General features: G+C 38.8%; 25 protein-coding genes, 1 tRNA gene and 3 pseudogenes. 7 read left to right on the top strand and 22 right to left on the bottom strand.

Going from position 1 to position 24,614, the window contains the following annotated elements; all coding sequences use genetic code 11:
* The first annotated feature begins 8 nt into the window (after positions 1 to 8).
* Together HT688_RS02095 and HT688_RS02090 are read left to right on the top strand one after the other, a co-directional pair.
* A complete protein-coding gene (locus tag HT688_RS02095) occupies positions 9 to 776 on the top strand; it encodes a hypothetical protein (protein WP_050207471.1) in 768 nt (255 codons plus the stop codon).
* A gap of 177 nt (positions 777 to 953) precedes the next feature.
* Positions 954 to 1,202: pseudogene (locus tag HT688_RS02090) on the top strand (transposase); the annotation flags it as partial.
* A 264-nt stretch (positions 1,203 to 1,466) separates the two neighbouring features.
* Here the strand turns inward: HT688_RS02090 and HT688_RS02085 are convergent.
* Genes HT688_RS02085 through HT688_RS02075 form a run of 3 tightly spaced genes read right to left on the bottom strand, consistent with a single transcriptional unit; the run spans position 1,467 to position 4,076 of the window.
* On the bottom strand, positions 1,467 to 2,231 hold the full coding sequence (locus HT688_RS02085; RefSeq protein WP_000475592.1) for an ABC transporter permease: 765 nt from the start codon (positions 2,229 to 2,231) through the stop codon (positions 1,467 to 1,469).
* Positions 2,224 to 2,994: an ABC transporter ATP-binding protein gene (locus HT688_RS02080; protein WP_000966496.1), complete on the bottom strand. Its 771-nt coding sequence runs from the start codon at positions 2,992 to 2,994 to the stop codon at positions 2,224 to 2,226. Before HT688_RS02080 ends, HT688_RS02085 begins: the two co-directional genes overlap by 8 nt.
* Entirely contained in the window at positions 2,964 to 4,076 is a 1,113-nt protein-coding gene (locus tag HT688_RS02075; RefSeq protein ID WP_001052925.1) for a HesA/MoeB/ThiF family protein, read from the bottom strand. The genes HT688_RS02080 and HT688_RS02075 overlap by 31 nt, the downstream gene beginning before the upstream one ends.
* Before the next feature lie 267 nt (positions 4,077 to 4,343).
* On the opposite strand from HT688_RS02075, the gene HT688_RS02070 reads away from it, so the two are divergent.
* A complete protein-coding gene (locus tag HT688_RS02070) occupies positions 4,344 to 5,021 on the top strand; it encodes an ArsR/SmtB family transcription factor (RefSeq protein ID WP_172923504.1) in 678 nt (225 codons plus the stop codon).
* A 60-nt stretch (positions 5,022 to 5,081) separates the two neighbouring features.
* Here the strand turns inward: HT688_RS02070 and pepF are convergent, their stop codons facing one another.
* From pepF to HT688_RS02020, 10 genes and pseudogenes are all read right to left on the bottom strand, one after another.
* The gene (gene pepF, locus HT688_RS02065; RefSeq protein WP_172923503.1) at positions 5,082 to 6,878 is read right to left on the bottom strand and encodes an oligoendopeptidase F; all 1,797 of its coding nucleotides are present in this window, start codon (positions 6,876 to 6,878) and stop codon (positions 5,082 to 5,084) included.
* A gap of 10 nt (positions 6,879 to 6,888) precedes the next feature.
* Positions 6,889 to 7,632, bottom strand: coding sequence for a 16S rRNA (uracil(1498)-N(3))-methyltransferase (locus HT688_RS02060; RefSeq protein WP_001188205.1), 744 nt, complete (start codon positions 7,630 to 7,632; stop codon positions 6,889 to 6,891).
* Between the two features lies 1 nt (position 7,633).
* Positions 7,634 to 8,584: a 50S ribosomal protein L11 methyltransferase gene (gene prmA / locus HT688_RS02055; RefSeq protein WP_172923502.1), complete on the bottom strand. Its 951-nt coding sequence runs from the start codon at positions 8,582 to 8,584 to the stop codon at positions 7,634 to 7,636.
* Positions 8,585 to 8,719: 135 nt separating this feature from the next.
* Positions 8,720 to 9,148 (bottom strand): NUDIX hydrolase, encoded by a 429-nt coding sequence (locus HT688_RS02050; RefSeq protein ID WP_000418168.1) that lies wholly within the window; start codon positions 9,146 to 9,148, stop codon positions 8,720 to 8,722.
* Positions 9,129 to 10,217: pseudogene (locus HT688_RS02045) on the bottom strand (site-2 protease family protein). The gene HT688_RS02050 and the pseudogene HT688_RS02045 overlap by 20 nt, the downstream one beginning before the upstream one ends.
* 16 nt (positions 10,218 to 10,233) lie before the next feature.
* Complete coding sequence (locus tag HT688_RS02040; RefSeq protein ID WP_050223276.1) at positions 10,234 to 10,704, bottom strand: DUF3013 family protein; 471 nt, start codon at positions 10,702 to 10,704, stop codon at positions 10,234 to 10,236.
* Positions 10,705 to 10,994: 290 nt separating this feature from the next.
* Positions 10,995 to 11,447, bottom strand: a complete 453-nt coding sequence (locus tag HT688_RS02035) for a type II toxin-antitoxin system HicB family antitoxin (RefSeq protein ID WP_000961810.1) — start codon at positions 11,445 to 11,447, stop codon at positions 10,995 to 10,997.
* Positions 11,448 to 11,483: 36 nt separating this feature from the next.
* Positions 11,484 to 11,663, bottom strand: a complete 180-nt coding sequence (locus HT688_RS02030) for a type II toxin-antitoxin system HicA family toxin (protein ID WP_001132281.1) — start codon at positions 11,661 to 11,663, stop codon at positions 11,484 to 11,486.
* Positions 11,664 to 11,799: 136 nt separating this feature from the next.
* Positions 11,800 to 11,988, bottom strand: coding sequence for a hypothetical protein (locus HT688_RS02025; RefSeq protein ID WP_001862821.1), 189 nt, complete (start codon positions 11,986 to 11,988; stop codon positions 11,800 to 11,802).
* Positions 11,989 to 12,142: 154 nt separating this feature from the next.
* A complete protein-coding gene (locus HT688_RS02020; protein ID WP_000425689.1) occupies positions 12,143 to 12,364 on the bottom strand; it encodes a hypothetical protein in 222 nt (73 codons plus the stop codon).
* A gap of 281 nt (positions 12,365 to 12,645) precedes the next feature.
* Here HT688_RS02020 and HT688_RS02015 point away from each other — a divergent pair, with 281 nt between their 5' ends.
* Both HT688_RS02015 and HT688_RS02010 read left to right on the top strand, forming a co-directional pair.
* Positions 12,646 to 13,917, top strand: coding sequence for a replication-associated recombination protein A (locus HT688_RS02015; protein WP_001113218.1), 1,272 nt, complete (start codon positions 12,646 to 12,648; stop codon positions 13,915 to 13,917).
* A gap of 264 nt (positions 13,918 to 14,181) precedes the next feature.
* A tRNA-Lys gene (locus HT688_RS02010) sits at positions 14,182 to 14,254 on the top strand.
* A gap of 209 nt (positions 14,255 to 14,463) precedes the next feature.
* On the opposite strand, the gene HT688_RS02005 is transcribed toward HT688_RS02010, so the two are convergent.
* The 6 genes from HT688_RS02005 to HT688_RS01980 all read right to left on the bottom strand — a co-directional run bounded on the left by HT688_RS02005 (position 14,464) and on the right by HT688_RS01980 (position 21,049).
* On the bottom strand, positions 14,464 to 15,783 hold the full coding sequence (locus HT688_RS02005) for a glycoside hydrolase family 32 protein (RefSeq protein WP_172923501.1): 1,320 nt from the start codon (positions 15,781 to 15,783) through the stop codon (positions 14,464 to 14,466).
* Between the two features lie 9 nt (positions 15,784 to 15,792).
* Positions 15,793 to 17,409, bottom strand: coding sequence for an ABC transporter substrate-binding protein (locus HT688_RS02000; RefSeq protein ID WP_000669745.1), 1,617 nt, complete (start codon positions 17,407 to 17,409; stop codon positions 15,793 to 15,795).
* A gap of 28 nt (positions 17,410 to 17,437) precedes the next feature.
* The gene (locus HT688_RS01995; protein ID WP_172923500.1) at positions 17,438 to 18,328 is read right to left on the bottom strand and encodes a carbohydrate ABC transporter permease; all 891 of its coding nucleotides are present in this window, start codon (positions 18,326 to 18,328) and stop codon (positions 17,438 to 17,440) included.
* A gap of 10 nt (positions 18,329 to 18,338) precedes the next feature.
* Positions 18,339 to 19,256 carry an ABC transporter permease gene (locus tag HT688_RS01990; protein WP_172923499.1) on the bottom strand — a complete coding sequence of 306 codons (918 nt, stop codon included), beginning with the start codon at positions 19,254 to 19,256 and terminating at the stop codon, positions 18,339 to 18,341.
* Positions 19,257 to 19,410: 154 nt separating this feature from the next.
* Positions 19,411 to 20,412 (bottom strand): LacI family DNA-binding transcriptional regulator, encoded by a 1,002-nt coding sequence (locus HT688_RS01985; protein ID WP_050207426.1) that lies wholly within the window; start codon positions 20,410 to 20,412, stop codon positions 19,411 to 19,413.
* A 181-nt stretch (positions 20,413 to 20,593) separates the two neighbouring features.
* Complete coding sequence (locus HT688_RS01980; RefSeq protein ID WP_000586773.1) at positions 20,594 to 21,049, bottom strand: GNAT family N-acetyltransferase; 456 nt, start codon at positions 21,047 to 21,049, stop codon at positions 20,594 to 20,596.
* Between the two features lie 69 nt (positions 21,050 to 21,118).
* On the opposite strand from HT688_RS01980, the gene HT688_RS01975 reads away from it, so the two are divergent.
* A complete protein-coding gene (locus tag HT688_RS01975) occupies positions 21,119 to 21,778 on the top strand; it encodes a prepilin peptidase (RefSeq protein WP_000565602.1) in 660 nt (219 codons plus the stop codon).
* Positions 21,779 to 21,829: 51 nt separating this feature from the next.
* Here HT688_RS01975 and HT688_RS01970 read toward each other — a convergent pair whose 3' ends face one another.
* Positions 21,830 to 22,981 carry a spr1629 family repressor/antitoxin gene (locus tag HT688_RS01970; protein ID WP_000481761.1) on the bottom strand — a complete coding sequence of 384 codons (1,152 nt, stop codon included), beginning with the start codon at positions 22,979 to 22,981 and terminating at the stop codon, positions 21,830 to 21,832.
* 14 nt (positions 22,982 to 22,995) lie between these two features.
* Positions 22,996 to 23,727, bottom strand: a complete 732-nt coding sequence (locus HT688_RS01965; RefSeq protein WP_023940758.1) for a spr1630 family ClpXP-sensitive toxin — start codon at positions 23,725 to 23,727, stop codon at positions 22,996 to 22,998.
* A gap of 123 nt (positions 23,728 to 23,850) precedes the next feature.
* Here HT688_RS01965 and HT688_RS01960 point away from each other — a divergent pair.
* A pseudogene (locus HT688_RS01960) lies at positions 23,851 to 23,949 on the top strand (prepilin peptidase); the annotation flags it as partial.
* Here HT688_RS01960 and trpA read toward each other — a convergent pair.
* A complete protein-coding gene (gene trpA, locus HT688_RS01955) occupies positions 23,921 to 24,613 on the bottom strand; it encodes a tryptophan synthase subunit alpha (RefSeq protein ID WP_345789453.1) in 693 nt (230 codons plus the stop codon). The pseudogene HT688_RS01960 and the gene trpA overlap by 29 nt on opposite strands.
* Position 24,614: the final 1 nt, after the last annotated feature.

The following is a 24,614-nucleotide window of genomic DNA, read 5'->3' as shown; positions in this document are numbered from 1 at the left end:
GATTATTTATGTTTTGGAATTTAGTTCGCTACGAATTTAAAAATGTTAACAAGTGGTATTTAGCCCTTTATGGTGCTGTGCTAGTCCTTTCTGCCCTTATCGGGATACAAGCACAGACCTATAACAATCTGCCTGTCAAAGAAAACCAACCTGTCCTACTCATTTTTCTAGCTACTGTCTTTGGTGGCTTGATGATTACACTGGGGATTTCAACCATTTTCTTGATTATTAAACGCTTTAAAGGTAGTGTCTATGACCGACAAGGCTATCTGACTTTGACCTTGCCAGTTTCTGAGCACTATATCATCACTGCTAAATTAGTCGGAGCCTTTATCTGGTCTATACTTAGCTCGGCTGTACTGGCTCTAAGTGCTTTTCTTATTGTGACTATAACGGTTCCAGAATGGATGTCACATTATGACTTGTTCCCACTTGTAGGAACATACCTTCCTCAACTCTCTCTTGTGGGGTTATCCTTCCTACTAAATACCGTTTCTGGAATCCTCTGCATCTACTTGGCTATTTCCATTGGACAGCTTTTCAATGAATACCGTACAGCACTCGCTGTTGCAGCCTACATTGGGATCCAAATCGTCATTGGCTTTATTGAAGTCTTCTTCAATACCAGTACTAACTTCTATGTCAATTCACTTGCAGGATTTAATGATAATTTCTATATGGGAGCAAGCATAGGCATTGTTGAAGAACTCATATTCATAGCTATCTTTTATCTCGGAACCTACTATATTTTGAGAAACAAGGTTAACTTGCAATAGTTTTAAAATCAAAAAGGATAACATCTCATCACAGAGAGGCTATCCTTTTTGATTTTATCTCATTTTCCGTCTAACTTTATCTTACAGACGAATCCTTCTAACCAATTAATACTCTTCGAAAATCTCTTCAAACTACATCAGCTTCACCTTGCCGTANNACAACCTCAAAGCAGTGCTAAGGAGCATATCTATTATGCACCCCCCTATGTCTCTTGGGAAAGGGGAACTAATGAGAATCACAATAGGCTCATTCGGAGATGGTTACCTAAAGGAACTAAGAAAACGACTCCCAAAGAAGTCGCATTCATCGAAAATTGGATTAATAACTATCCTAAAAAACACTTGAACTACAAGTCCCCCAGAGAAGACTTCTTGATGGAGAACTTGAAATTTGGCAATGAAATAAAGACTATACAAATTGATTAGGGAATTTAAAACATAGTAGATTGAAACTAGAATAGTACACCTCTACTTCTAAAACATTCTTAGAAATCGATTTGACTGTCCTGATCGATTTATCCTGTTCTTATTTCATTTCACTATAATTTCTAACAATATTTTAAAAACTGAACCGTACTATTTCAACTTCCATAAATTACAATATTGATAGGCACAGTTCCCATACCTGTCCAAATTCGAATAACGTTTAGTATAAATTAGAATATGACTACAACATCACAAATAATTAGACTATCTATAATATCTACGATGTAACATATACATAGGAAGTACCGTTATCAAGAGCGCCAAGGCTATCAACCAGATAAGATGAAGATACAAACCTGTCACCTCACCTCCCCATATAATACGAATCATGCGGGTAGCGTGATACAAGGGAGAAAACCAAGTCAAATCACCAAGTATTGGGGGCAAGGAAGTAATGGGAAAGAAGGTATCTGAAAACATATAAAGAGGACGGATTACCAAAACATTGTAGTAATTCAGAAATTCCCTAGACGGTGCCAAGTAGGTAAAGATTAGTCCTAAAACACCAAACAAATAACCCACTATAAATAAAATCAGAGGAATCAATAACATCAAGACATGAAAATGCGCTGTGATAAGCATGGAAATCAGCCAAAAAATCCCACCGAAAATCACTGCACGAATACCTGCCCAGATAGCCTGACCCACCACAATATCACTCGTATTGATTGGCGTCATCAACATAGCATCATAAGTCTTTTCAATCTTATACTGGATAAAGGCATTGACCGTTGTTTCTGCGGTGGCCGCAGACATGGCAGTCGCAGCAATTAAACCTGTAATGACAAAATCACGGTAGAGCATACCGTTAACATGCGTCAAGTAGGCACCAACTCCAAATCCCATTGCTAAAAGATAAAAGAGGGGGTCGATAAGGTTGGGGACAATTGAAATTTTAAATAAATTTCTAAAACTCATGTAGTTGCGTACCACAACGTGTCCGATGGACTGAAATGATAACTTAAACATGCAAGTCCTCCTTCTCTGTCCCAGTCAACCCCCAAAAAAGCGTCTCAAGGTTGTCAGCATCATACTTGATGAGCAAGTCTTCTACAGTTCCTTCTTCTTTGATAGTCCCTTGGTGGAGCATCAGCACCCTATCTGTCAAATATTCAATCTCATTCATATAGTGGGAAGTAATAATGATAGAAACACCTAATTCCTTCAACTCCAAAAGTTTATCCCAAATAATATTGCGGGATTGAATGTCTAAACCAACTGTCGGTTCATCTAAAATGATAATATCAGGCCGATTGATGAGAGCTCTTGCCAAGACAAGACGTCGTCGCATCCCACCCGACAGCTGATTCACCATCTTTTGCGCATGTTTGCTCAGTTGAACAAAATCCAAGAGAGAATCGATTCTCTTCCTAAGTTCGACAGATGAGATACCATAACATAGACCGTGAGCAAAAAGATTATCATAAACATTCAAGGTCATGTCCAGCATATCCTCCTGCCCTACAATACCCAGACAAGATTTACTCTTACGACGATTGGTTTCAATATTTTGCCCCAAGATATCAATCTCTCCTGAGGAAATTGAGGTCAGTGAGTAAATCATCTTTAAAGTGGATGTTTTGCCAGCACCGTTGATTCCCAAGATACCCAAACACTCTCCTTCTCCCAATTCAAAGCTAATTCCCTTGACAGCTTCATAAGAACCATATTGCTTTTTTAGATTTTTAACACTTAACTTCTTCACTCTTTCTTTCCCCCACAAATAGAGCATGTTGGATACTTTGTTAATTCATCAAAATGTTGTTCGAATGTTATAAAGTCAATTGAGAATCTTTTATTAAATGTTAGCAATGCTTCGTATCCCCAAAAAATATATCTTAAAATTTCAAACGAAATAAAATACCCTTGAAATAGACAAGCAGGACCTAAAGCACCATTCGGAGTTCTGAACATCTCTAGTTCCAATGAATTTGTCATCGTACGAACAGTCTCCAACTCCTCAGCATACTCAGGAATTTTTTCCAAATCCTCTAAAAACTGACAGTAATAGCACGCTGCTTTATACGGAATAATTGAATATACTTTCCCATTTTTCTTACCAACCACAGCAGACAGACATAATTTATTGTATTGAACACAGGCTTCATTGACCCAAAAATCAATATAGCCTGTTGGATAATCTGCAACATTTACTACGATATCACATTTTGAAGTTTTTATTAACTCATCGACATCCTCTTTTGAACCTATCTCTTTATCAAGTACCTCAAATTCAATTAAAGGATTAAACTTTCTAAGCGACTCTTTTGCAGCCTCTACTTTTCTTTTTCCAATATCAGATGTCGAATACAAAATTTGTCTATTGAGATTACTAGCTTCGACCGTATCAAAATCAACTGCTGTAATATGCCCTATACCTAATTCAGCCAATGCTAGACAGATATTACTTCCTATACCGCCAATACCTAAGAGCAAAATACGCGTCTTTTTTAATTTTAACTGATAATCATATTTTGTTAAAGATAATGTATCTAAAGTATTAAAAAAGTTAAGATTTACGGAATATCTGTCCAATTCTTCTGAAGTTAATTCAGTTGTAGTAACAAAATTATCCTCCAAATACCCTAGTGTATCTAGTAAAGAAATACTTTCTTCTACATCATTAGAAGACAAGTTATCAACTAAACTACAAATTTCATTGATTGTGTATTGTCCATTGAGGAGCTTAATGAGCTGAGTATACTTCTCATCCAGATTCTCAATCTCAATACCATAATCTTTTCCTATACCTAATCTAATTTTATCCTTTAAAAATAGGACACTATGAATATCTTTAATTTTAGGTAAATTCAATTCTATTTCCTCCTAAAATAGACAAAAGGAATGGAAAAATCCATTCACTTTTGAAAAAATGTTGAGAATGTAATCTTAAGATTAACGTCCTTCAACTGTGGATACTGCTGAAATTACTTTTGTAATTTTACCTCCATTTAAACTCAGACAATAAAATTTAAAATATTCTCTAGTAAAACATTTTAAAAATCTATTTATCTTGTGCTTTAATTATAGTATAATAAAAGATAGAAAATCATCGATATATGAAATTTGGAGAAAATTTTTATGGAACCAGATATTTTCATCATCACAAAACTCTTATCAGACCCTTCTCGGATGCACATTTTAGATATTCTAATGGATGGAAAAGCTCACACGGTTAACGAAATTGCCAGCTTTACCAAAATCAAGCAACATACTGTCAGCTATCACCTCAAATTACTTACCGAAGCACAGGTAACCACTCTACAAACCTATGGACGTTTTCATTATTATTCTTTAAAAAGTGCTGCCATTGCAGAAATGCTGGAATTTCTCAGCTTCTACTCTCCTCAGCGTGATGTCAAAAGTTATAAACAACACATTCACAAAAAGGAATTAAAGGTCGCTCGCACCTGCTATGACCATATTGCTGGTGAGCTTGGCATTTCCATTACCAATTATCTCTTGCAAGAAAATCTCCTCAGCGAATCAGAAAAAAACTTCCAACTCACTGAAGCTGGGAAGTCTTATTTCCAAAGAAAATTACACATTGATACGGATGAATTGAAAAAGAAAAAACGGAAATTTTGCCCTAAATGTTTGGATTGGAGCGAACGTAAAAATCATGTCGGCGGAGCTCTCGGCAATGCTCTTTTAGAATTTTTCAGTGAAAAACAATTGGTCATCCCTGCACAAACGCCACGTTCACTTACCATTACAGAGCAGGGCAAAGAATTCCTCGAAAAGGAGTGGGGGATTTAAACATGGATTTTTAAGCAAATAACTGTCCATACCAATTCTATAACAACCTCTCTATTCCCCTTACTCTCCCAACTGGGCACTGTAGGCGATAATCTGATCAACCGTATCAGACAAGAATTGGATGGTATCACGAAGTGGTTTGTCTGTTGAAATATCCGCACCGATAATCATGGCTGACTCCAGTGGTGTCTTGCTGCCACCTGATTTAAGGAGATTGAGCCAGTCTTCAGCTCCAGTTTCTGAGTTTTTAAGATGAAGGTAACCCGCAGTCGAGATGACTAGTCCTGCTGAGTAAGTGTAACTATACAAGCCCATGTAGTAGTGAGCTTGGCGCATCCAAGTCAAAGCTGCATCATCATCAATTTCAATGGCATCTCCCCAGAAATCCGTCAAAACTTCCTTCATAATGCTGTTGAGTTTGCTTGCTCCAAAGGTCTCCCCTTCTTCAATCAATGTATAAACCTTACGCTGGAAGGCTGCTTCCAAGAGGTGGGTAATAAAATTATGGAAGTAAGTATCTGTCAAGCGGTGAGCCAGAGCGAAGCGTTTTTGACGTGGGTCGTCAGATTGGTGCTCCAAGTAGTCACTGAGAAGCAACTCATTGAAAGTTGACGGCGCTTCAACATAGTAGGTCGACATATGAGCATTGAAGTAACTTTGATGATTATCTGAAAAGATGAATTGACCAGAATGCCCGATTTCATGAATCAAGGTATAGACATCACTCAAACGGCCTGTCCAGCTCATGAGGACATAAGGATGCACGCGATATGGGTCCGCCGCATAACCACCAGAATCCTTGCCACTATTGGCAGCAAAGTCCACCCAGCGCTCTTCTTGATAGCGAGCAACTTCCTGACAATATTCTTTCCCCAAAGGTTCTACTGACTTCATGACCAAATCATAGGCATCATCAATGCTCACTTGAGGATTGAGGGCGCTGTCCAAGTCCAATTTCCAGTCAGCAAAGGTCATCTTTTCAAGACCATTCACCTTGGCAACATGCTTGAGGTATCTCTGAGCAACGGGCGCAAAATCCTTCATGATGAGGTCAATCTGACGATCAAACATAGCACGGTCCACTTCTTGCTCAGCCAGGAGATAATCAAAGACTGAGTCGTAACCCTTCATATCTGCTAGTAGTTTTTCAGACTTAACCTGGGCTAGATAGGCTGCTGCAGCCGTATTTTGGTGCTTACGAAGACCTTCTGAGAAGGAACGGAAAGATTTCTCACGAACCTCAGCGTTCTCATGATTTTGGTAGAAATTTTCATAGGTCACAAAGCTGTTTTTGTAGGTCTTGCCATGGGCTTCAAAGTCAGCCATTTCAAAATCCCCAGCTCGCATTTTAGTGTAAATATCCTGCGGACTGTAGAAAACTTCACCAAGATTGGTTAAGGCTTTGTCCACATCAGCCCCAAGATAGTGGGCTTTTTTGATTTTTGTCTGACGAATAGCTGCCGTCAAGTGAGGCAATTCACCCAAACGGTCCAAGACTTCCTCATCAGCTTCCACCAAGGCATCGTCAAAGAAGGTCAAGGCTACACTAGCATCTGTTTCGAATTCCATCCCAGCTTGAGCAATGTTAGCAAATTCGTCATTGCTATAGTCTGTCGTCTGTGGCATAAAAGCATAGTTGCCAATATGGCTCATCTGAATGTAGATCTGTTCCAATTCCGCAAAGGCCTTCTCGAAATCCTCAAAAATGTGAAGATTGCCCTTGTAATCACGGCTAAACTGGTTGATGTCTTCGCGAGCTTTCTCGATTGCACGGAAGAAATCCTCACGGTCTTGGTATAGGGCTGTTAAGTCCCAGAGTTCCTTCTCTGGAAATTCTGAACGGTGTTTTTGTTCCATTTTCTTCCTCTTATTTCTCTAATTCTACTAAAACACTAAGGGCTGATAAGGCGTAAAGCGGTGCTGTTTCTGCTCGCAAAATACGAGGACCTAGGCCTACCAAAACGGCTCCCTTAGCTTCAAAACTTTCGATTTCTGCAGGTGACAGACCGCCTTCTGGACCAAAGATAAAGAGCAGTTTGGCTCCTGTTTCAAGACCAGTGACTGCTTGCAGAAGCGCAGCGGCTTCTCCTTCTTTAGCTGATTCTTCATAGGCTACTATGATAGAGTCAAACTGGTCCAGCTGAGCTAGAAAATCTGCTTTTTTCTCGAAAAGTTTAATACTTGGTACAATATTACGCTTGCTTTGCTCGGCTGCTCCAAGGGCAATTTTTTCTAGTTTTTCAACTTTTTTACCCAATTTCTTGCCATCCCACTTGGCAACTGACCAGTCTGCAGGAAAGGCCCAGATTTGGCTAGCACCCAGTTCGGTTACTTTTTGAGCGATGAACTCCAGCTTGTCTCCCTTGGGAAATCCAGATGCGATGGTCACTTGGACTGGTAGTTCCACATTGTCATTTAATTCTTGGACCAACTCAAACTGACGATTTTCCATATCCAGCACGCGCGCCAAGCGCTTGATGCCATCATCAAAGACTAAGGTAACCTCATCCTCTTCTTTCAAGCGCATAACCTGAAACATATGCTTACTGGTTTCCTTGTCCTCGATAGTGACAGGAGAGATAGCACTGCCTTTGACAAAATACTGCTGCATGCTAGCCTCCAATCACCCCTGAAATATCCTTGGTTTTCTTAAAGACACAGGCATTCCATTCCCCTTGAACCATGTGGGTTTCAAGGAAAAATCCAGCTAACTCAGCCGACTCGCGCACCATGTCCCACTTGTCCTTGATAATCCCACTCATGATGAGGTAGCCTTCATCCTTGACCAAGCGATAAGCATCATCCGTCATATGAACGAGGATATCCGCTAAGATATTAGCTACAATCACATCTGCCTCAATCTCAACACCCTTAAGCAAGTCTCCTGCTGCTACATGGATGTTTTCCATACCAGGGTTTAGCTCAATATTTTCCTGAGCCACACGAACCGCCACATCATCCAGGTCATAGGCGAAAATTTCTTTAGCCCCCAGAAGCGAGCTGGCAATAGAGAGAACCCCTGAACCAGTCCCCACATCTAGCACCGTTTCGCCACCACGAAGAACCTGTTCCAAGGCAAAAAGGCTCATCTTGGTAGTTGGGTGGGTTCCAGTACCAAAAGCCATGCCAGGATCCAGCTTGATAATCATTTCCCCCGCAGTCGCCTCATAGTCTGTCCAAGAGGGAACGATGGTCAAATCATGAGTGATACGAGCAGGTTCATAGTATTTCTTCCAGTTGTCTGCCCAGTCTTCCTCAGCCAAGGCAGTCGTACCTATTTTTAACTCTCCCAAATCCATAAAATCTGTCAATTCTGCTAGACGAGCCTGCAAATCCGCCTCAACCACTGTCACATCCACCGTGTCAGGGTAGTAGGCTGTCACTACGATTTCTTCTTGCTGCTCCACCTCTGGGAAAATCTCTCCAAAGCGGTCCACATTTCCCACATAGTCCATACTGTCTTCGATTGCGACTCCTTGCGCTCCCAGCTCAATCAAGAGATTGGAAACCAACTCCTCTCCCTCACGCTTCACTGTAACTTTTAACTCTTGCCATGTTTCCATTATTAATACCAAGCCCGTAAAACACAAAACCAAAATAGGAAATTCTCTGAAGACGCTTGTGTCTAAGAGAAGTTTATCTTTTTGGCACAGTGTTTAGGGCGGGTTCAGTTTAGAAATGTAACTGAACCATCCTTTCTAATCACTTACTTTTAAATAATCTTTTAATCTCTCTTGCAACTGAGGCACAACTTGACTGGAACTAAGAAATTCCTCAACATTCATCAGCTGATAGCCCTGTCCTTCATCTCCGAAGATGATATTGTCAAATTGTTCTTGTCTTAGCTGACCAACCATAAAGACCGATTTCTTGCCTTTAAAAATTACGCTAGGATAAATCTTGCTCCAAAGCAGACAGTCTTCATCTAAATGAATTCCCAGTTCCTCATAAACTTCACGCCGAGCGCATTCAAAAGGGCTTTCGTCCCCTTCACGGCCACCACCTGGCAACTCCCACATGTTGGGACAAGGGATATCGTCCTTGTCATCACGCAAAATCGTCAGTAGCTTATCCCCACAAAAGAGGGCAATCTTGCAACCTTGGAAATCAGAAATTTCTAGTTCCATCTTCAGTTCCTTCTAACATTTCCTTTTCCAGCTCTGCTAACAAGTTTTCATAATAGCGTTTCTCGTCCCTCAACATTCGACTACTATCCATTTTCTGTCTAGCAATCTTGAGAGCCTTACGAGTTCGATCTACATCTTTCTTCACCTTTAATTGATACCAGGCTTATATCACTTGAAGATTGGACAGTTTGAGAGACAGAAACGATTTGACCTGTCGAATACTAGCATATTGCTCCGCTTGCTCAAAATCTCCTTCCAACAAGGCGATATGAAGCAGGGATAGTTGGGCAACTGTCTGCATCATCGGAGTAGTTGTCCTCTCAAGTAATGCTTGAAACTGCTGTTTAGCTACTTCTTCCTTCCCTTCCAAAATGGAAACTTCACCTTGCATACCTAATACACCATCCGCAAAACTCCCTCGTACATCCTCAGGAACTGCTTGAACAAAGTCTTTCAAATCATATTCTTGAGGAGCCAGCAAAGTTTGAGCAGAATGTCTCAATACCAGGTAGGCGTATTTGGTATTTTCAGGGTGTTGTAGTAATTCCCAAATTTTTGCTCCATCGGTGATGTCGACTGGCAAAATGTTATTTAGGAAGAAAGATAAATTAAGAAAAATCCAAGTCCCTGCAAAATACCAGCTTCTTGTCAAAAATCCAAACACTATCGCCAATAATATCAAGCCGAGATGAACCATCAAGCCTCCTGAAAGCATCAGGATGATTCTTTGATCGCTTTCATCCTCTTTTAAACCAATGTATTGAGCACCAACATTTTTCAGAATGGCTGTTCTACTAAGATGAAACCTGCCTGACTTTTTGGTCAAAATAAAATGTCCTAATCCAAAAGCCACCAGCCGATAGCCTGTCAAGTAGCCACAAAAAGCATGACCCAGCTCATGAAGAATAAAGATTAAATACATGCTTAGAAGAGCGAAGGCATAACCAAAAGTAAAGGCTAAAACTGCGGAATACCCCAACTCTGCAAATGCGATTGTTCCACAAGCAAAAGCTAGCATAATAAAGACAACAGCTAGCACATAAACCAAATAAGTCCCAATTTTCTTCATAACATCCAACCAACTCCTAGTATCTCGGATAAGGGTAAAATTCTCCCTCTTCCAAGCCAACTTTTCCTTCTTCAAAGACTTCTTGGTTCCATTCCATGACAAATTCCTCTGCTTCTGGGTCTTCCAAAAAGTCCATGAGGACATCTAGCCCAACCTCAGCAGTATCTTTAAGGAAAAGCGCAAAATAAGCTAAAAATTCACGGGAAAATCCTTTTTTAGGCAGGTAAGGAATAACGGTCAAATAGTCTTCTGCATTGACGGTTGACTTGGCAGGATTGTAGAAAAGGACCGCTTCCTCAAAAAGAATGTCATCTGATGAAACCTCTCCGTCTTCATCCACCATCTCCACACCTGCAGCATTTTGCGCTTCCAATAGAAAACTCACTTCAACCGCGTGGTTGCGCTTGTCCCAACTAATCTCAAAGTCAAAGGGAAAGTTCTTCTCCAACTCTTCCTCTAAAACATCTAAAAATCCGTATGTTGCCATTTTGTCCTCTTTCTATGCGACTCTTTAATCGCCCCGATTGCTCGGAAATATGCTAAAATAGATACTACCATCTTACCACAAAATTATTTTATGTCCTAATTATACCATATTACCTCATTTAAACCCTTGGTATCAATGATTTTCTTAAAAGTCTGATTTCTTCATTTCTCATAAAAATCAATATAAAAAGCCCTCGAAAGGGCTAAGAAAACTATAAAATCAATAGGCGAGTAACTAGCACAAGTGGACGTGCTTTTTTATTGACTATTACCACGATACCACGCTTAATCTTAGGCTTGAACTTTCTTATCTGCAATAGCGTCTGTCAAAGTCTGAGAAAAGTTAAGTCCCATTTCTCGTCCCAACTTATCTGCCCATTTTGGTATGGTCAAAGTCTTTTTAATGGGTTCCTGACTTCCTAGGTATTCTGATACATCAACAGATACCATAGAAATAAAAGATTTATCAAGGTCATAGGTTGACACGAAATCTTCATCATCTTTAAAAGGATCATTATCAATTAAAGACAAGCTATTGATATCTGATGGCTGAGGTAACTCTCCATCACTCTCTATCAAATCTGCAACAGTTATCCCTAGCCACTCCGACCCCATAGCCAAAGCCTCAGAAATCCCCTCTCCTTGTGTAGCTGAGTATTCAAAATCTGGGAAATGGACAAAATAAGTCGCTTCTGTTCCGTCTGTGTCGTCATAATAAAATAAAGCTGGATACGTAACTAACATTTCACTACCTCCATATCAAAAAGCAGGGACTGAATTTTACAACCCAGCTTGCTTTCTTATCCCTCTTTCAGTGTACTTATTCAGCTCACCATGAAGGATTGTGATAGGTCTTTCCCCTTGCTTCTCGATTTTAATATGGGAGCCTTTACCGCCTCTAGTCTTTATCCAACCATGGGCCGTAAGGAGTTTAACCATCTCTTTTTGTGTCATAGGCATAGCGCTTTTACCTCCTGACAACACCATTATAACACGTGTTACACGTATTGTAAAGGAGTGATACTTATTATTCTATTATACATAAAAACCCTTAGATGTGGTTCTAAGGGAAGCCAATTTATTCATACCTATTTTTCTAATGAGTAGTAAAAACTGCTTCTTTATCGAGCAATTCATCATCTGTATAGTCAATTGTAAAAGTATCTCGATCTAAGACAGATTGAGGCGGAGTTGAATGAATCATAGGAACACTGCGTACTCTATATTTTTTATCTCCAATTTTTACAAACTGATACTCTTCGAAAATCTCTTCAAACCACGTCAACGTCGCCTTACCGTACTCAAGTACAGCCTGCGGCTAGTTTCCTAGTTTGCTCTTTGATTTTCATTGAGTATGATTAACTCTCAAGTATTCAAAATCAGGATTTTCAACAGTTATTACAAGGAGGCGATTTACTACTTCAAAAACATCAATTATTCTATTTTTCATATTTTTTCAACCCATTATTAGAATGAACTTCTTGGTAAGCAAAATCAAGTTTAGATTTAATGTTTTCGTACAAATCTAAAATCTCTTTTGGAGTATCTTCCCGGAAGAAAAGTTTTCTTTTCCCTGAAATAACTTGATCACTAAGAATCCAATGACGAATTTGTTTTGTAAAAATCAAAATTTCCTGACTTGGTAGTTCCATCATTTCCATTGCTTATCACCTCTCTTTTCATTATAGTTCATACAATGACATTCAGCAATATTATTTCTCAAGTCAGCACTTCCACTTCTTTAGGCTCAACTATCCTATTTTGAGCTTTAAAGAAAATCAAATCTCTCATGCTGATACCTCTCCTCATTAAATTAAATAGTAAAAAAGATTCTATCTCACTCCCTGATTATTACAAAACCATTGAAATATCACAACTAATAGGCTAGAATGGATATAGTAGATCAGTCATTCTACTCAAATCCACGCTAGAAAGGACTGCTATGCCAGACAATCTCGCGCTTCGCATGCGCCCTAAAACCATCGACCAGGTCATCGGTCAGGAGCATCTGGTCGGACCTGGAAAAATCATCCGCCGCATGGTGGAAGCCAACCGCCTGTCCTCCATGATTCTATATGGCCCTCCGGGAATCGGCAAAACCAGTATTGCCTCTGCCATCGCTGGAACGACCAAGTATGCCTTTCGAACTTTCAATGCGACAGTTGATAGTAAAAAGCGACTGCAAGAAATCTCGGAAGAAGCTAAATTTTCTGGTGGTCTCGTCCTATTGCTAGACGAAATTCATCGACTAGATAAGACCAAGCAAGACTTCCTCTTGCCTCTCTTGGAAAGTGGACTGGTCATCATGATTGGAGCAACGACTGAAAATCCTTTCTTCTCTGTCACTCCTGCCATTCGTAGCCGTGTTCAAATTTTCGAGTTGGAACCTCTGTCTAACCAAGACGTCAAAGAGGCCCTGCAGATAGCTCTAAGTAACCCTGAACGTGGTTTTGATTTTCCAATAGAACTAGATGAGGATGCGCTGGATTTCATCGCAACCTCTACAAACGGAGACCTTCGCTCTGCCTTTAACTCACTGGACTTGGCTGTTCTCTCTACCCCTGAGAATGACAAGGGCATTCGCCACATCACCTTAGACATCATGGAAAATAGTCTTCAGAGAAGCTACATCACTATGGACAAGGATGGAGACGGTCACTATGATGTTCTATCTGCCCTGCAAAAGTCTATCCGTGGCTCAGATGTGGATGCCAGTCTCCACTATGCTGCCCGCTTGATTGAGGCTGGGGATCTGCCTAGTCTCGCTCGTCGCTTGACTGTTATCGCCTATGAAGATATTGGCTTAGCCAATCCTGAGGCCCAGATTCATACCGTGACTGCTCTGGATGCTGCCCAGAAGATTGGGTTCCCAGAAGCCCGCATTCTCATTGCCAATGTCGTGATTGATTTGGCCCTTTCTCCAAAATCCAACTCAGCCTATGTAGCTATGGATAAGGCACTTGCTGACCTCAAAACATCAGGGCACTTGCCTATTCCGCGACACCTGCGTGATGGGCACTACAGTGGAAGCAAGGAACTTGGCAATGCCCAAGACTATCTCTATCCACACAACTATCCTGGAAATTGGGTCAAGCAAGACTATCTGCCAGAAAAAATTCGTAATCATCACTATTTCCAAGCAGAAGATACTGGTAAATATGAACGGGCCTTGGCTCAAAGAAAGGAAGCTATCGACCGTTTGCGAAAAATCTGAAATCCTTTTCAAAAAATTGCACTTTCCTCTTGATTTTTTTTGAAAAAGTGGTATCATATAAGTATAGAAACGCTGTGGTGTACGACTTCACACTTAAGTGTTGACCGACTATTTTTTGTATTATTAGGGAAACAAAAGTCTTCTAACAGCATGTAGGCCGTCTCACACGGAAACAGCTTCAGTTAGAGCGAGTTGCCCACCTGCTTAATTGCGCGGGTTCAATACAAACCGTGAAGTTTCGGCACCAATACAGCTTTTTTCTTTGCCTCCTTAGCTCAGCTGGCAGAGCAGCGGACTCTTAATCCGTGGGTCACAGGTTCGATCCCTGTAGGGGGCATCTACATACAACAGGAAAAGCCTTGGAACCAAGGTTTTTTTTTGCTTAAATAAAATTTTTTTCAAATTCTTTAGAAAACTAGTTTAAATCATAATCCAACACCAATTTTACAAATACCATAAACTAAGCTTATATACCCAAAACACAAAAAGTCCTCTTTCCACTATTTTAGAAAGAGAACTTTTTCTTTAGGAGAAATAACTTTATTTTTAATCGATTCGTGATAGCTCAGCTGGCACTGTTAAGTAATAAGTTGCAGTCAAGCTTGCTTTGCCTTGATTAACAAAAATCTCGATGGAATTTTTATCTAAAATAACATCCAATTCTTTAGCTTCAATATCTACATACCGTCGGCTTGTATCCTGTTCTTCTTCACCTAGAATTTTTTGAACAAGATGGCTACGATCAATGTAAACTTGCTGCGCATTACTGACATAACCAAATTCAAGATAATCTGTATCATTTCCTAAGCGGTAATGACAATCTTTATCTATTTGGATTTGATATTGGCCTTTTTTAACAGGGAATTGTCTTAGTTTGCCATCTTCCAATCTTAGAATTCTAGGTAAAGTCATGGCACATGCCCATTTGTGTTCTTGGTCATGGGTTGGAAGGGTACGCCCCCATGTCTGCATCCAAGCAATCAGGATACGACGATTTTGATCGTCCAACAATGTTTGAGGCGCATAGAAGTCTTGGCCATGATCAATTTCTTGAACTGATTCTGGGATAAAACGTTTTTCTCCCCAATCTACCTTACCCGTGAACAAAACCGATGAGTTGATGTTATGATATGAGTCTCCCTCACGCTGATAACGCATGGGTGACATAATAAGGCAATCTTTCCCCTCTAACTCGAAGTAATCTGGGCATTCCCACATGAAGCCTTGGTGTTCTACCCCTTTTAAAAAGATGGATTCGAACTGCCATTCTACTAGGTTATCGGACCCTAGTAGAACGATACAGCCCACATTATCCTTGTGTTTGGCAGCTACTACGGAGTAATAGCGTCCATCTTTTTCAAAGAGTTTTGGATCACGAAAATCAGCAGCAATCAACTCATCTGGCAAGTCTGCTCCAGTTGCAACTGGATTTTGTTCAATCTTTTCAAAGTGAATCCCGTCGTCTGAAAATGCTATATTTTGCACTTGACGAACACCTGTTTCTTCTTCGATATGCCCAGTATACATGAGCCAGAGGCGATCATCCTTGACAATGGCAGAACCTGAGAAACATCCATTGCGGTCATAATCTTGGTCAGGAGCAAGTGCCACTGGCAAGTGCTCCCAAGCCACCAAGTCCTTACTTTTAGCATGTCCCCAGTGCATTGGTCCCCAGACACTATCATATGGATAGAATTGATAAAAGAGATGGTATTCTCCACGAAAATAGACAAATCCATTTGGATCATTGATCCAACCAATCTCAGCTGAAAAATGTTCTTCAGGTTTATATTGAGTATTAACGAGATGTTTATTTTCTGCTATAAAACGATTGGCTTTTTCTACTGTGTATTTCTTATCTCCCATAATCAACCTCTAGTTTTTGTTTGCTTGGTATTGGTCATAGTATTTTTGTTTAATAGCGAGGTAATCAGAAAGTCCGTATTTTTCAAGTTCTTTCTTGTAATCATCCCACTCAGTATCAATATTGCCATTTACAATCCATTCAGCACGTTTACGGTAGATATAGTCATTCATATCTGCTTCGATATGGGCAATTTTGTCCAAATCTTCCTGTGTCATAAAGACTCTTGGATAGTTATTGTCATTGCTCATGTAAGGAACATAATATTCTTTGATAAGATCCAAACGCCATTTGGCATCATCTGGCATGGTTGTCACTTTACCATAGTATGAATCTAGAATAGCTAGTGGTCCTCCTACTTCAGTCTTTTGACGAAGTTCTGCTGGTGCAGTTCCGTTTAGTGGTAAGTGTTTTAGACTATTTGACGCTTGATCCAATTCAAAGATGTTTTGTTGTTTGTCATCTCCATAAGTTCCCCAGTTATTTTGCACAGATTGGAGTGGAGCGTATTGTGCATCAATCCATTTAGCTGTCAATTCTAGGTTTTTGTTTACACTGGTAATAACCATCTTGTCACGTGCAAATCCCATACCGTTTGTACGAGCTACGTGTTTTTGACCACTTGGTCCAGCAAGTACTGGTAAAACATCATAACTTTCGTTACTTCCAGTAACATTATTCTTATCCCATGTAAAGTAAACACCAAATTTCTGATCATGACCTTTAGCAATGTAACTATTCCAATCATGTTCGAAAGCTTCTTTATCAATCAAGCCTTTTTCTTGCAATTGACGGATAAATTTGACACCTTCTTTATAGTTATCGTTATCTGCTGTGAAATCAACTTTGCCATCATTTCCTACTACTAAATGATCATCGTTATCCCCTATACCAAATGCAGCAAATAGGAATTTAAAATCTTCGTTTCCGTTACCACTAATAAATGAAAATGGAATTTCATCAGCCTCTCCATTTCCATTTGGATCCCCGTTTTTGAAAGCTTCTAGGACTTTAATCAAATCATCAGTAGTTTTTGGCATTTCAAGACCAAGTTTCTTAAGCCAATCTTTGTTAATCCAAGCCATATCGTTGACGCTGTGAATAGACTCTTTACCATCTCCAAGCTCTTCAATCCATGGGAATGAGTAAATGTGCCCATCAGGTGCTGTCATCAAGGCCTTGTACTCTGGTTTCTCATCCAAAATCTTCTTAAGATTTGGCATGTATTTATCAATCAAATCTTCAACTGGAATAATAACACCTTTTTTAGCCCAGTTCATCAAGTCCACATCTGAAGCTCCGTCGTTGTGGATAGCATCTGGTAAATCACCACTAGAAATATCCAAGTTACGTTTTTCTGCAAAGTCGGATTGGTAGTTGGTCCAGTCAATATGAACGCCAGTTTCCTTCTCCAAACGTTGCAAAATTAACTTTTCATTTGGGTCTTTAGGAGATAACGGTGAACTGGCTGTCATAAACTTCAATGTTTTCTTTTCTTGAAGCGGGAATGTTACACCTTCCAACTTATAATCTGGACTTGAAGCTGTATTTTTTGAGCCACAGGCTGCAAGTACTGCTAAACTAGCTGTCAACAAAACTGCTGATTTTGAGAATGTTTTGAATTTCATGAGAAAACTCCTTTTATTTTTTCTTTTTTTATCCTTTAAGTGAACCAGCCATAATTCCTTTATCAAAGTATTTTTGGAAGAATGGATACATAACAATCAATGGCAAGCTGGAAATGACAATAGTTGCGTATTTAATTAATTCAGCTAAACGTTTCATTTCATTCATAGCTGCTTGTGCCCCAATCATATCTTGACCTGGTTGGCTCTGAATGAGAATTTTACGAAGTACTAGTTGCAATGGTTCCAAGTTTGGATCCTTGATATAAATCATTGCATCAAAGTATGAGTTCCACTGTCCTACAAAAGCATAGAGGAAGAGAACAAACATAATTGGTTTTGCAAGAGGAAGCATGATTTTGAAGAAAATCTGCAAATCATTTGCACCATCAATGACGGCTGCTTCAACTAATTCTTCAGGTAATCCTTGGAAATAGGCCCTAGCAAGAATAATATTCCAAACATTGGCAGCACCGGGAACGATGATAGCCCATGGAGTATTAAGCATGCCCAAATCTTTTACTAGTAAGTAAGTTGGAACTAAACCACCACCAAAGAACATGGTTACAATCAAGAAATAATTAATCCAACGACGTCCAACCAAGTCTTTCTTAGAAAGAGGATAAGCTGTAAACACAGATAGCAATACTGTTAAAGCCGCAAAGCCAAAAGAGTATAGTAGAGAATTGATAAAACCTCTTAGAATAGATTGGTCACTGAATACACGCTGGTAACCTTCTACCGTCCAATCGGCTGGATTAAAGCTAATCCCTCTACTAACCAGAACTTTAGGATCCATAAAGGATGCTACAACGATATAAAGTAAAGGAAGTAAGGTTATCAAAACGATAAAGACAATAATGATTTTATTTAAGAGTAAGATACGTCTATCAAATTTTGTATCCATAATCGAATTTTTCATACTTCCCTCCTTAAATTCCTTCACCATTATTCATGCGTTTAACGATTTGGTTAACTGCAACAAGCAATACTACGTTAATCACTGCATTAAACAAACCAACCGCTGTTGAGTAAGAATAATCTCCTGATACAAGACCAACTTTATAGACATATGTAGAGATAATTTCAGAAGTTGGCAAGTTTAACGATGTCTGCATCAAGAATGCTTTTTCATATCCGACATTCATAATTCCACCTGCAGCTAAAACAAATTGGATAACCATAATAGGCTTAAGAGCTGGAATATCAATGTGCCAGATTCGTTGGAAGATATTGGCTCCATCCAGTCGTGCTGCTTCTACTAAAGCTGGATCTACATTTACTAATGTTGCTGTGTAGAGCGTTGAAGCCCAGCCCATTCCTTGCCAGATACCACTAAAGATGTATAAAGGTCTAAAGAAGTCTGGATTTGTCAAGAAGTCAGCCTTTATTCCAAACATAGAGAGAAAATTGTTAATTGGTCCTCCCACTGAAAAGAAAAGAAAAATCATACCAACGATAACAACGACTGAGATAAAGTTTGGTGCGTATAAAATGAGCTGAATTCGTTTTTTGACCTTTTCACTCAAGAGTTGATTGATCATAATAGCAAGAATGATTGGTGGTAAAAAGCCAAGCAATAAACCATAGATACTTAATTTTAAAGTATTGGCTAACAAGATACCAAAGTTGGGAGAGGATATGAATTTTGTAAACTCAGAAAAACCAATCCAATCACTCCCTAAAATTCCTTTTAAGGGATTATAATCTTTAAATGCGATTAAAACCCCATACATAGGAATGTATTTAAAGATAAAGGTTAAAACTAAACCAGGGACAGTCATCAATAACAAGAGTTTTTGTTTCTTGATTCTTTCCCAAAGAGAAACTTGCTTCGCTTTGCTATTCATAGCAACCTCCTTTTTTTAAAACGTTTCATTTTTTCCTAGAAAAGATAGCGCTTGGCGCTGTCTATTTATTTTGTTTTTGAAACGTTTCATTTTTGTTTTAAAAAAATAAATCTTTTTTTATCTGAATTCATTCTAACATTGTTAGCGTTTTCTGTCAAGACTTATTTTCATTTTTTGTTGTTTTTCCTTCAACAAATTTCACTGGTAGGATTGTCTGCAAATTAACAGTCTTTCCATCAATAATATCAAACAAAATCCGAACCGCTTCTTTTGCCATTTCTTCCAATGGTTGTTCAATAGTTGAAAGTAGATAATCTCTATCTCCAGCCATTTTAATTCCATCGTATCCAATAATTTGGACATCATGAGGAATACGTTTACCATTTTTTTCTAGTATATCAATAACATCTAAAGCTGCAAAGTCGTTAATTGTAAAAATTCCATCTATAGAATGATTGTCTTCCAAGAAACTCTCTAGCTTTCCATGATAGTCAGTAACTGTCTCATCCAAATCAAAAATACTAAGAGGTATTTTATGCTCTTGGACATACTTTTCAAATGAAATTCTACGACGTTTGGTTTCATTAATGGTTGTATTATGTCCGCCCACAAAGGCTAAATGCTGACATCCTTTACTAATTAATTGTTTAGCTGCTTCTCTTCCACCTGCATCATTATCTGATGAAACACAAGGAATGGCAATATCTGAGTATGTACGGTCAATACTGACAAAGGGAATTCCTGACGACAGGTAATGTTCAATTGGACTATAGGTAATAGCAACCACTCCATCAACTTTATTATGACGCAACATCTCCAGGTAGTCTTGCTCTCTATTTGTACCATTTATAGAACATAAGAGTAATTTATTATTCCTCTTATAGACTTCATTTTCCACATGCATAGCAAATTCTGAAAAGAAGGGATGCCAGATACTTGGTACAATGATTGCAATCGTTTCTGTTCGATTTTTTTTCATTCCTCTAGCATAGTAATCTGGAATGTAATTCAAAGTTTTAATCGCTTGCTCCACTTTTTTCAAGGTTACTTCTTTAATGCCTTTTTCTTTATTAATCACACGTGAAACTGTTCCAACACTAACTCCTGCTTCTAAAGCAACATCTTTCATGGTAATTGATTTTCTTTGTTCTACCATCTTATCACCTCCTTTCAATATATAGTATCATGCAAACGCTTTTTTAGCAACTATTTCTCAATCATTTTTGTCCAGACCCTTTTTCCCATCATGAATAAAATCACTCCAATCGGCTTTCTAAAATCCCATCAATTTCATATATAGGAATCTACCAACCACAGGAAAAGACTTTGTTTGCTTTCTATCTCCTCTTTTTCATAATATATTTCCGTACAGGTGCTTCAACCATTTGAACGATTTCAAATCCTTCTTTTTGGTAAAGATTCTGAGCTCTTTGATTTGCTTCGAGGACATTTAAAGAAATACTGTCTATATCTTCATTTTCAAAGGCCAAACTAACAAATTTCCTTAAAGCCTGCCTACCTAAGCCCTGCCCCTGTTTCTGGGGGTTGATAAAGAATCTTCCAATATGAAGATTGCTGTCTTCTAGCCTGATTTTCTGGATAAGCCCGACAAACTCGTGTCCATCAAAGATTGAAAAGACTCCTTCCAAGTCTTGCAAGGCTTGAAGGGTCAGTGGAAAAGGAATCCTTGGTCCCATCCATTGTTCTTGAAAGGATTTGCCAAGGGAGTTGGACCATTGGCATACGAGCTGAGCGTTTTCTGTGCTCACCTTTTCTTCAAAACGAATTATCATCTTGACCTCACCATCTTATCTATGTCTCTCCATTATACTACTTCTCCTATTTTTTACGAATAGATAAGTATGATTGATATTTATTTTTTTCTTGTCGGGAGTATTCTCGCTTCCTTTCTTGGTTTGGTCATTGACCGTTTTCCAGAGCAATCCATTATCAGTCCAGCCAGTCACTGCGATTCCTGTCAGACTCGCTTGCGTCCCTTAGATTTGATTCCGATTCTCTCACAGGTCTTCAATCGCTTTTGCTGTCGCTACTGCAAGGTCCGCTATCCTGTCTGGTATGCCCTCTTTGAACTAGGCTTAGGACTCCTCTTTCTGCTTTACTCTTGGGAATTACTTTCCTTGAGTCAAGTCATCCTAATCACTGCTGGTTTGACCTTGGGCATCTACGACTTTCGCCATCAGGAATATCCCTTACTGGTCTGGATGACTTTCCACCTAATCCTAATAGCTTCCTCTGGCTGGAATCTGGTCATGATCTCCTTCCTCATACTTGGAATTTTGGCTCATTTTATCGATATCCGCATGGGTGCAGGGGATTTCCTTTTTTTAGCTTCTTGCGCTCTCGTCTTTAGCGCAACAGAATTGCTCATCTTGATTCAGTTTGCTTCTGCAACGGGGATTCTAGCCTTTCTCCTGCAAAAGAAAAAGGAAAGACTTCCTTTCGTGCCTTTCCTCTTACTCGCTGCTTGTGTGATTATTTTTGGTAAGCTACTGCTTGTTTGATAAAGTCCAATTTCTGCCATATGTCCTTCATGAAATTATTTCACAGTTGAATTATAAATTATTTCTTTTGTACAAAGGAATGATGTTATCAAATCGATCTGTTCTTTTATCTTCTTGATACTGATCAAAAAATTTCATTTCGACTGAAAATATTTCGCTTATAAACTGTAAACGAATACTTTGTTTAGACATTATAGTCGCTAGACTGACTAGATGATTACTCAAAACGACGTCCAGAATACTCTTTACTTTGCTTGGTTTTTTAACAAAAATTTGATCATCCAGAGGTTCTATCATTTTGTAACCTTTTTGCGCAATTTGACGATAAAAGTAAGAATGTTGCTTTGGAGTCAATAATCCTAACTTAAAAGCTCGATACTCTAAAGCCTGTATCGAAACATTCAAATCCGACTTCAATAAAATATAACTATCAGGATTGCTGACACGCTTGCCAACCCTCTCTTCAAATTTGACTAAAAACTCTTCTTTTGGCAATAAAAAACATGATGCAAAATAATTTGCTTCTTGCTCCAAACGATCGCCATCTTCATTCATATCTTTATATTTGTGTAAAAGAATATGTCCTAGCTCATGAGCTAAGTCAAAATTTCGACGTACAGATGATTTATTCGTTCCCAACACAATATAAGGTCTTCCCAATTTTGACCATGCGCTATAAGCATCAGCTTGACCATTAATTAATCGTTCCACGATATAGATGCCTGAACGTTCTAATTTATAAAGCAAATCATGATTATCTTTTGAAATACCTAATTTTTCCCTGGCATAAAGAGCCAATTCCTCAATGGATTTTCCCTTATGATAAGATTCACTCACTACATTACTTAGGTCATGAATTGTAATATTAGGTATAATTACAAAACTTTCAAAATAATCAATCAAACTATCTACCTTATGTAAATACATAGTTTGAATATCTATTGTTTTCCGTGTTGCTAGGTCTGCATTTCTAAAGGCAATTACAGAAGAATCAAATCGAATGCTCTCCTCTTCCTGTTCAAAATAAGTTAAATCAACATGAAATTGGTTGGCCAAATGCATTTTGGTTGATAATTTAGGTTTCGTTTCGTTGGACTCAAACTGCCAAATGGCTTGTTCCGTTAAATTAATTCTCTGAGCCAATTCTGCTCTACTTAAACCATTTAACAGCCGTAATTCTTTCAATACCCGACCATTAAACATTTACATACTCCTTACTACTTTTGACCTTCTTGTTTTTCTATTCTTGGAATAATTTCAAAATCTTCTGTTTCCGATAATTCTGAAAAATTAGGAATATTTTGATATTTAGCTTCTTCGAAATGGTACGAACTTGATTGAATATACTCAGACAAATCCTGAATCAAGTGTAACTGACCAGTTCGTGCATCAGGCATAACAACATCTACAGATATAATATTGTTTTCTGAGTCCGCCTCATAAGTTAAAATCATAAATTTTTCGATATTCGAATTTTTGGTAGCTTGTTCAATTTCTTGAATCATTTCATCAGAAACTAACTCCATCTGAATTGGAAAAGAATGACTATCTTCATCATTTTTGTAGGAAGAATGTTGATTAAGATAAAGTGTATTCATCCGAGCATATTCAAATAAGTAGCCACTCTTATTTTTTTGTACCAAAGGAAATTGGCTCGTAAGTCGCTTCTTACCCTTTATAATTAACAATACTTTCCCATATTTTTCTGTATTTGTTTCAAATTCTAAATATCCCCAAGTCTGTCCTGCTAATTGTAATTTATACTCAAACAAATCTGCTGATGCAAATGCATTATCAATATGATTAGGTCGCGTCCATGCATAACCATTCGACACTTTCATTGTCTCTCTTTTTTCTAGACGTTCATCTACATAATCTTTTTGCCCTTTCATCAAAGTATCTACAATTTTTTGTGCCTCAAGCGAATCAAAGAGATCCTGATTCAACATAATTCTTCCTCCTCCGAATACTTTTTAATGAATTATATCATTTTCTTAAAGAAATTACTACAATAATTAGCTTTTTCTTAAAGTTATATATTAGAGTAATTTAGCAAATGATATCTAAAACCAGCTTTTCTCCTGCAAAAGAAAAAGGAAAGACTTCCTTTTGTGCCTTTCCTCTTACTTGCTGCTTGTGTGATTATTTTTGGTAAGCTACTGCTTGTTTGATAAAGTCCTGAATCGGCTCTCCTTGGTGGAGGGCTTTTACAATTTTCGAACCGACAATAACACCATCCGATACCGCATTGAAGCGTTCTACATCAGCTTGACTAGATACGCCAAATCCTGTCAAGACTGGGATATCGGCCACTTGATGAAGTTGTGCCAAGTGCTTGTCCAAATCTGCGCGGTAATTGCCTGATTTCCCTGTCACCCCATTGATGGCAACCGCATAGACGAATCCTTCTGCCCCATCAATCAACTCTTTCTGACGCTCAAGCCCTGTCGTCAAACTAACTAGAGGAATCAAGGCGATGTCTGTATCTGCCAAAAATGGTTCTACAAAGTTGGCATGCTCATGAGGCAGGTCTGGGATAATCAAGCCCTTCACAGCTGTATCAGCCAGATCTTTGACAAAATTCTCCACACCGTACTGAAAGAGGGGGTTGAAGTAGGTCATGATGACCAGTGGAACCTCTGTTTCAATTGTTTTCAAGGTTTCAACCAAAGCCTGGGTAGAGGTCCCGTGGGCTAAACTGCGCAGGCCAGCTTCTTCGATAACAGGTCCATCTGCAACAGGATCTGAAAAGGGAATGCCCACTTCAATTGCAGAGACACCTAAATCTTCTAAAAAGTGAATTGTTTCCCCAAGTCCAATCGAGTAGGGGATAATC

Origin of the sequence: Streptococcus sp. 1559 (genome assembly GCF_013276735.1) — a bacterium.
Lineage (GTDB): Bacteria > Bacillota > Bacilli > Lactobacillales > Streptococcaceae > Streptococcus > Streptococcus pseudopneumoniae.
This window is presented reverse-complemented; position numbering and strand designations above follow the sequence as displayed.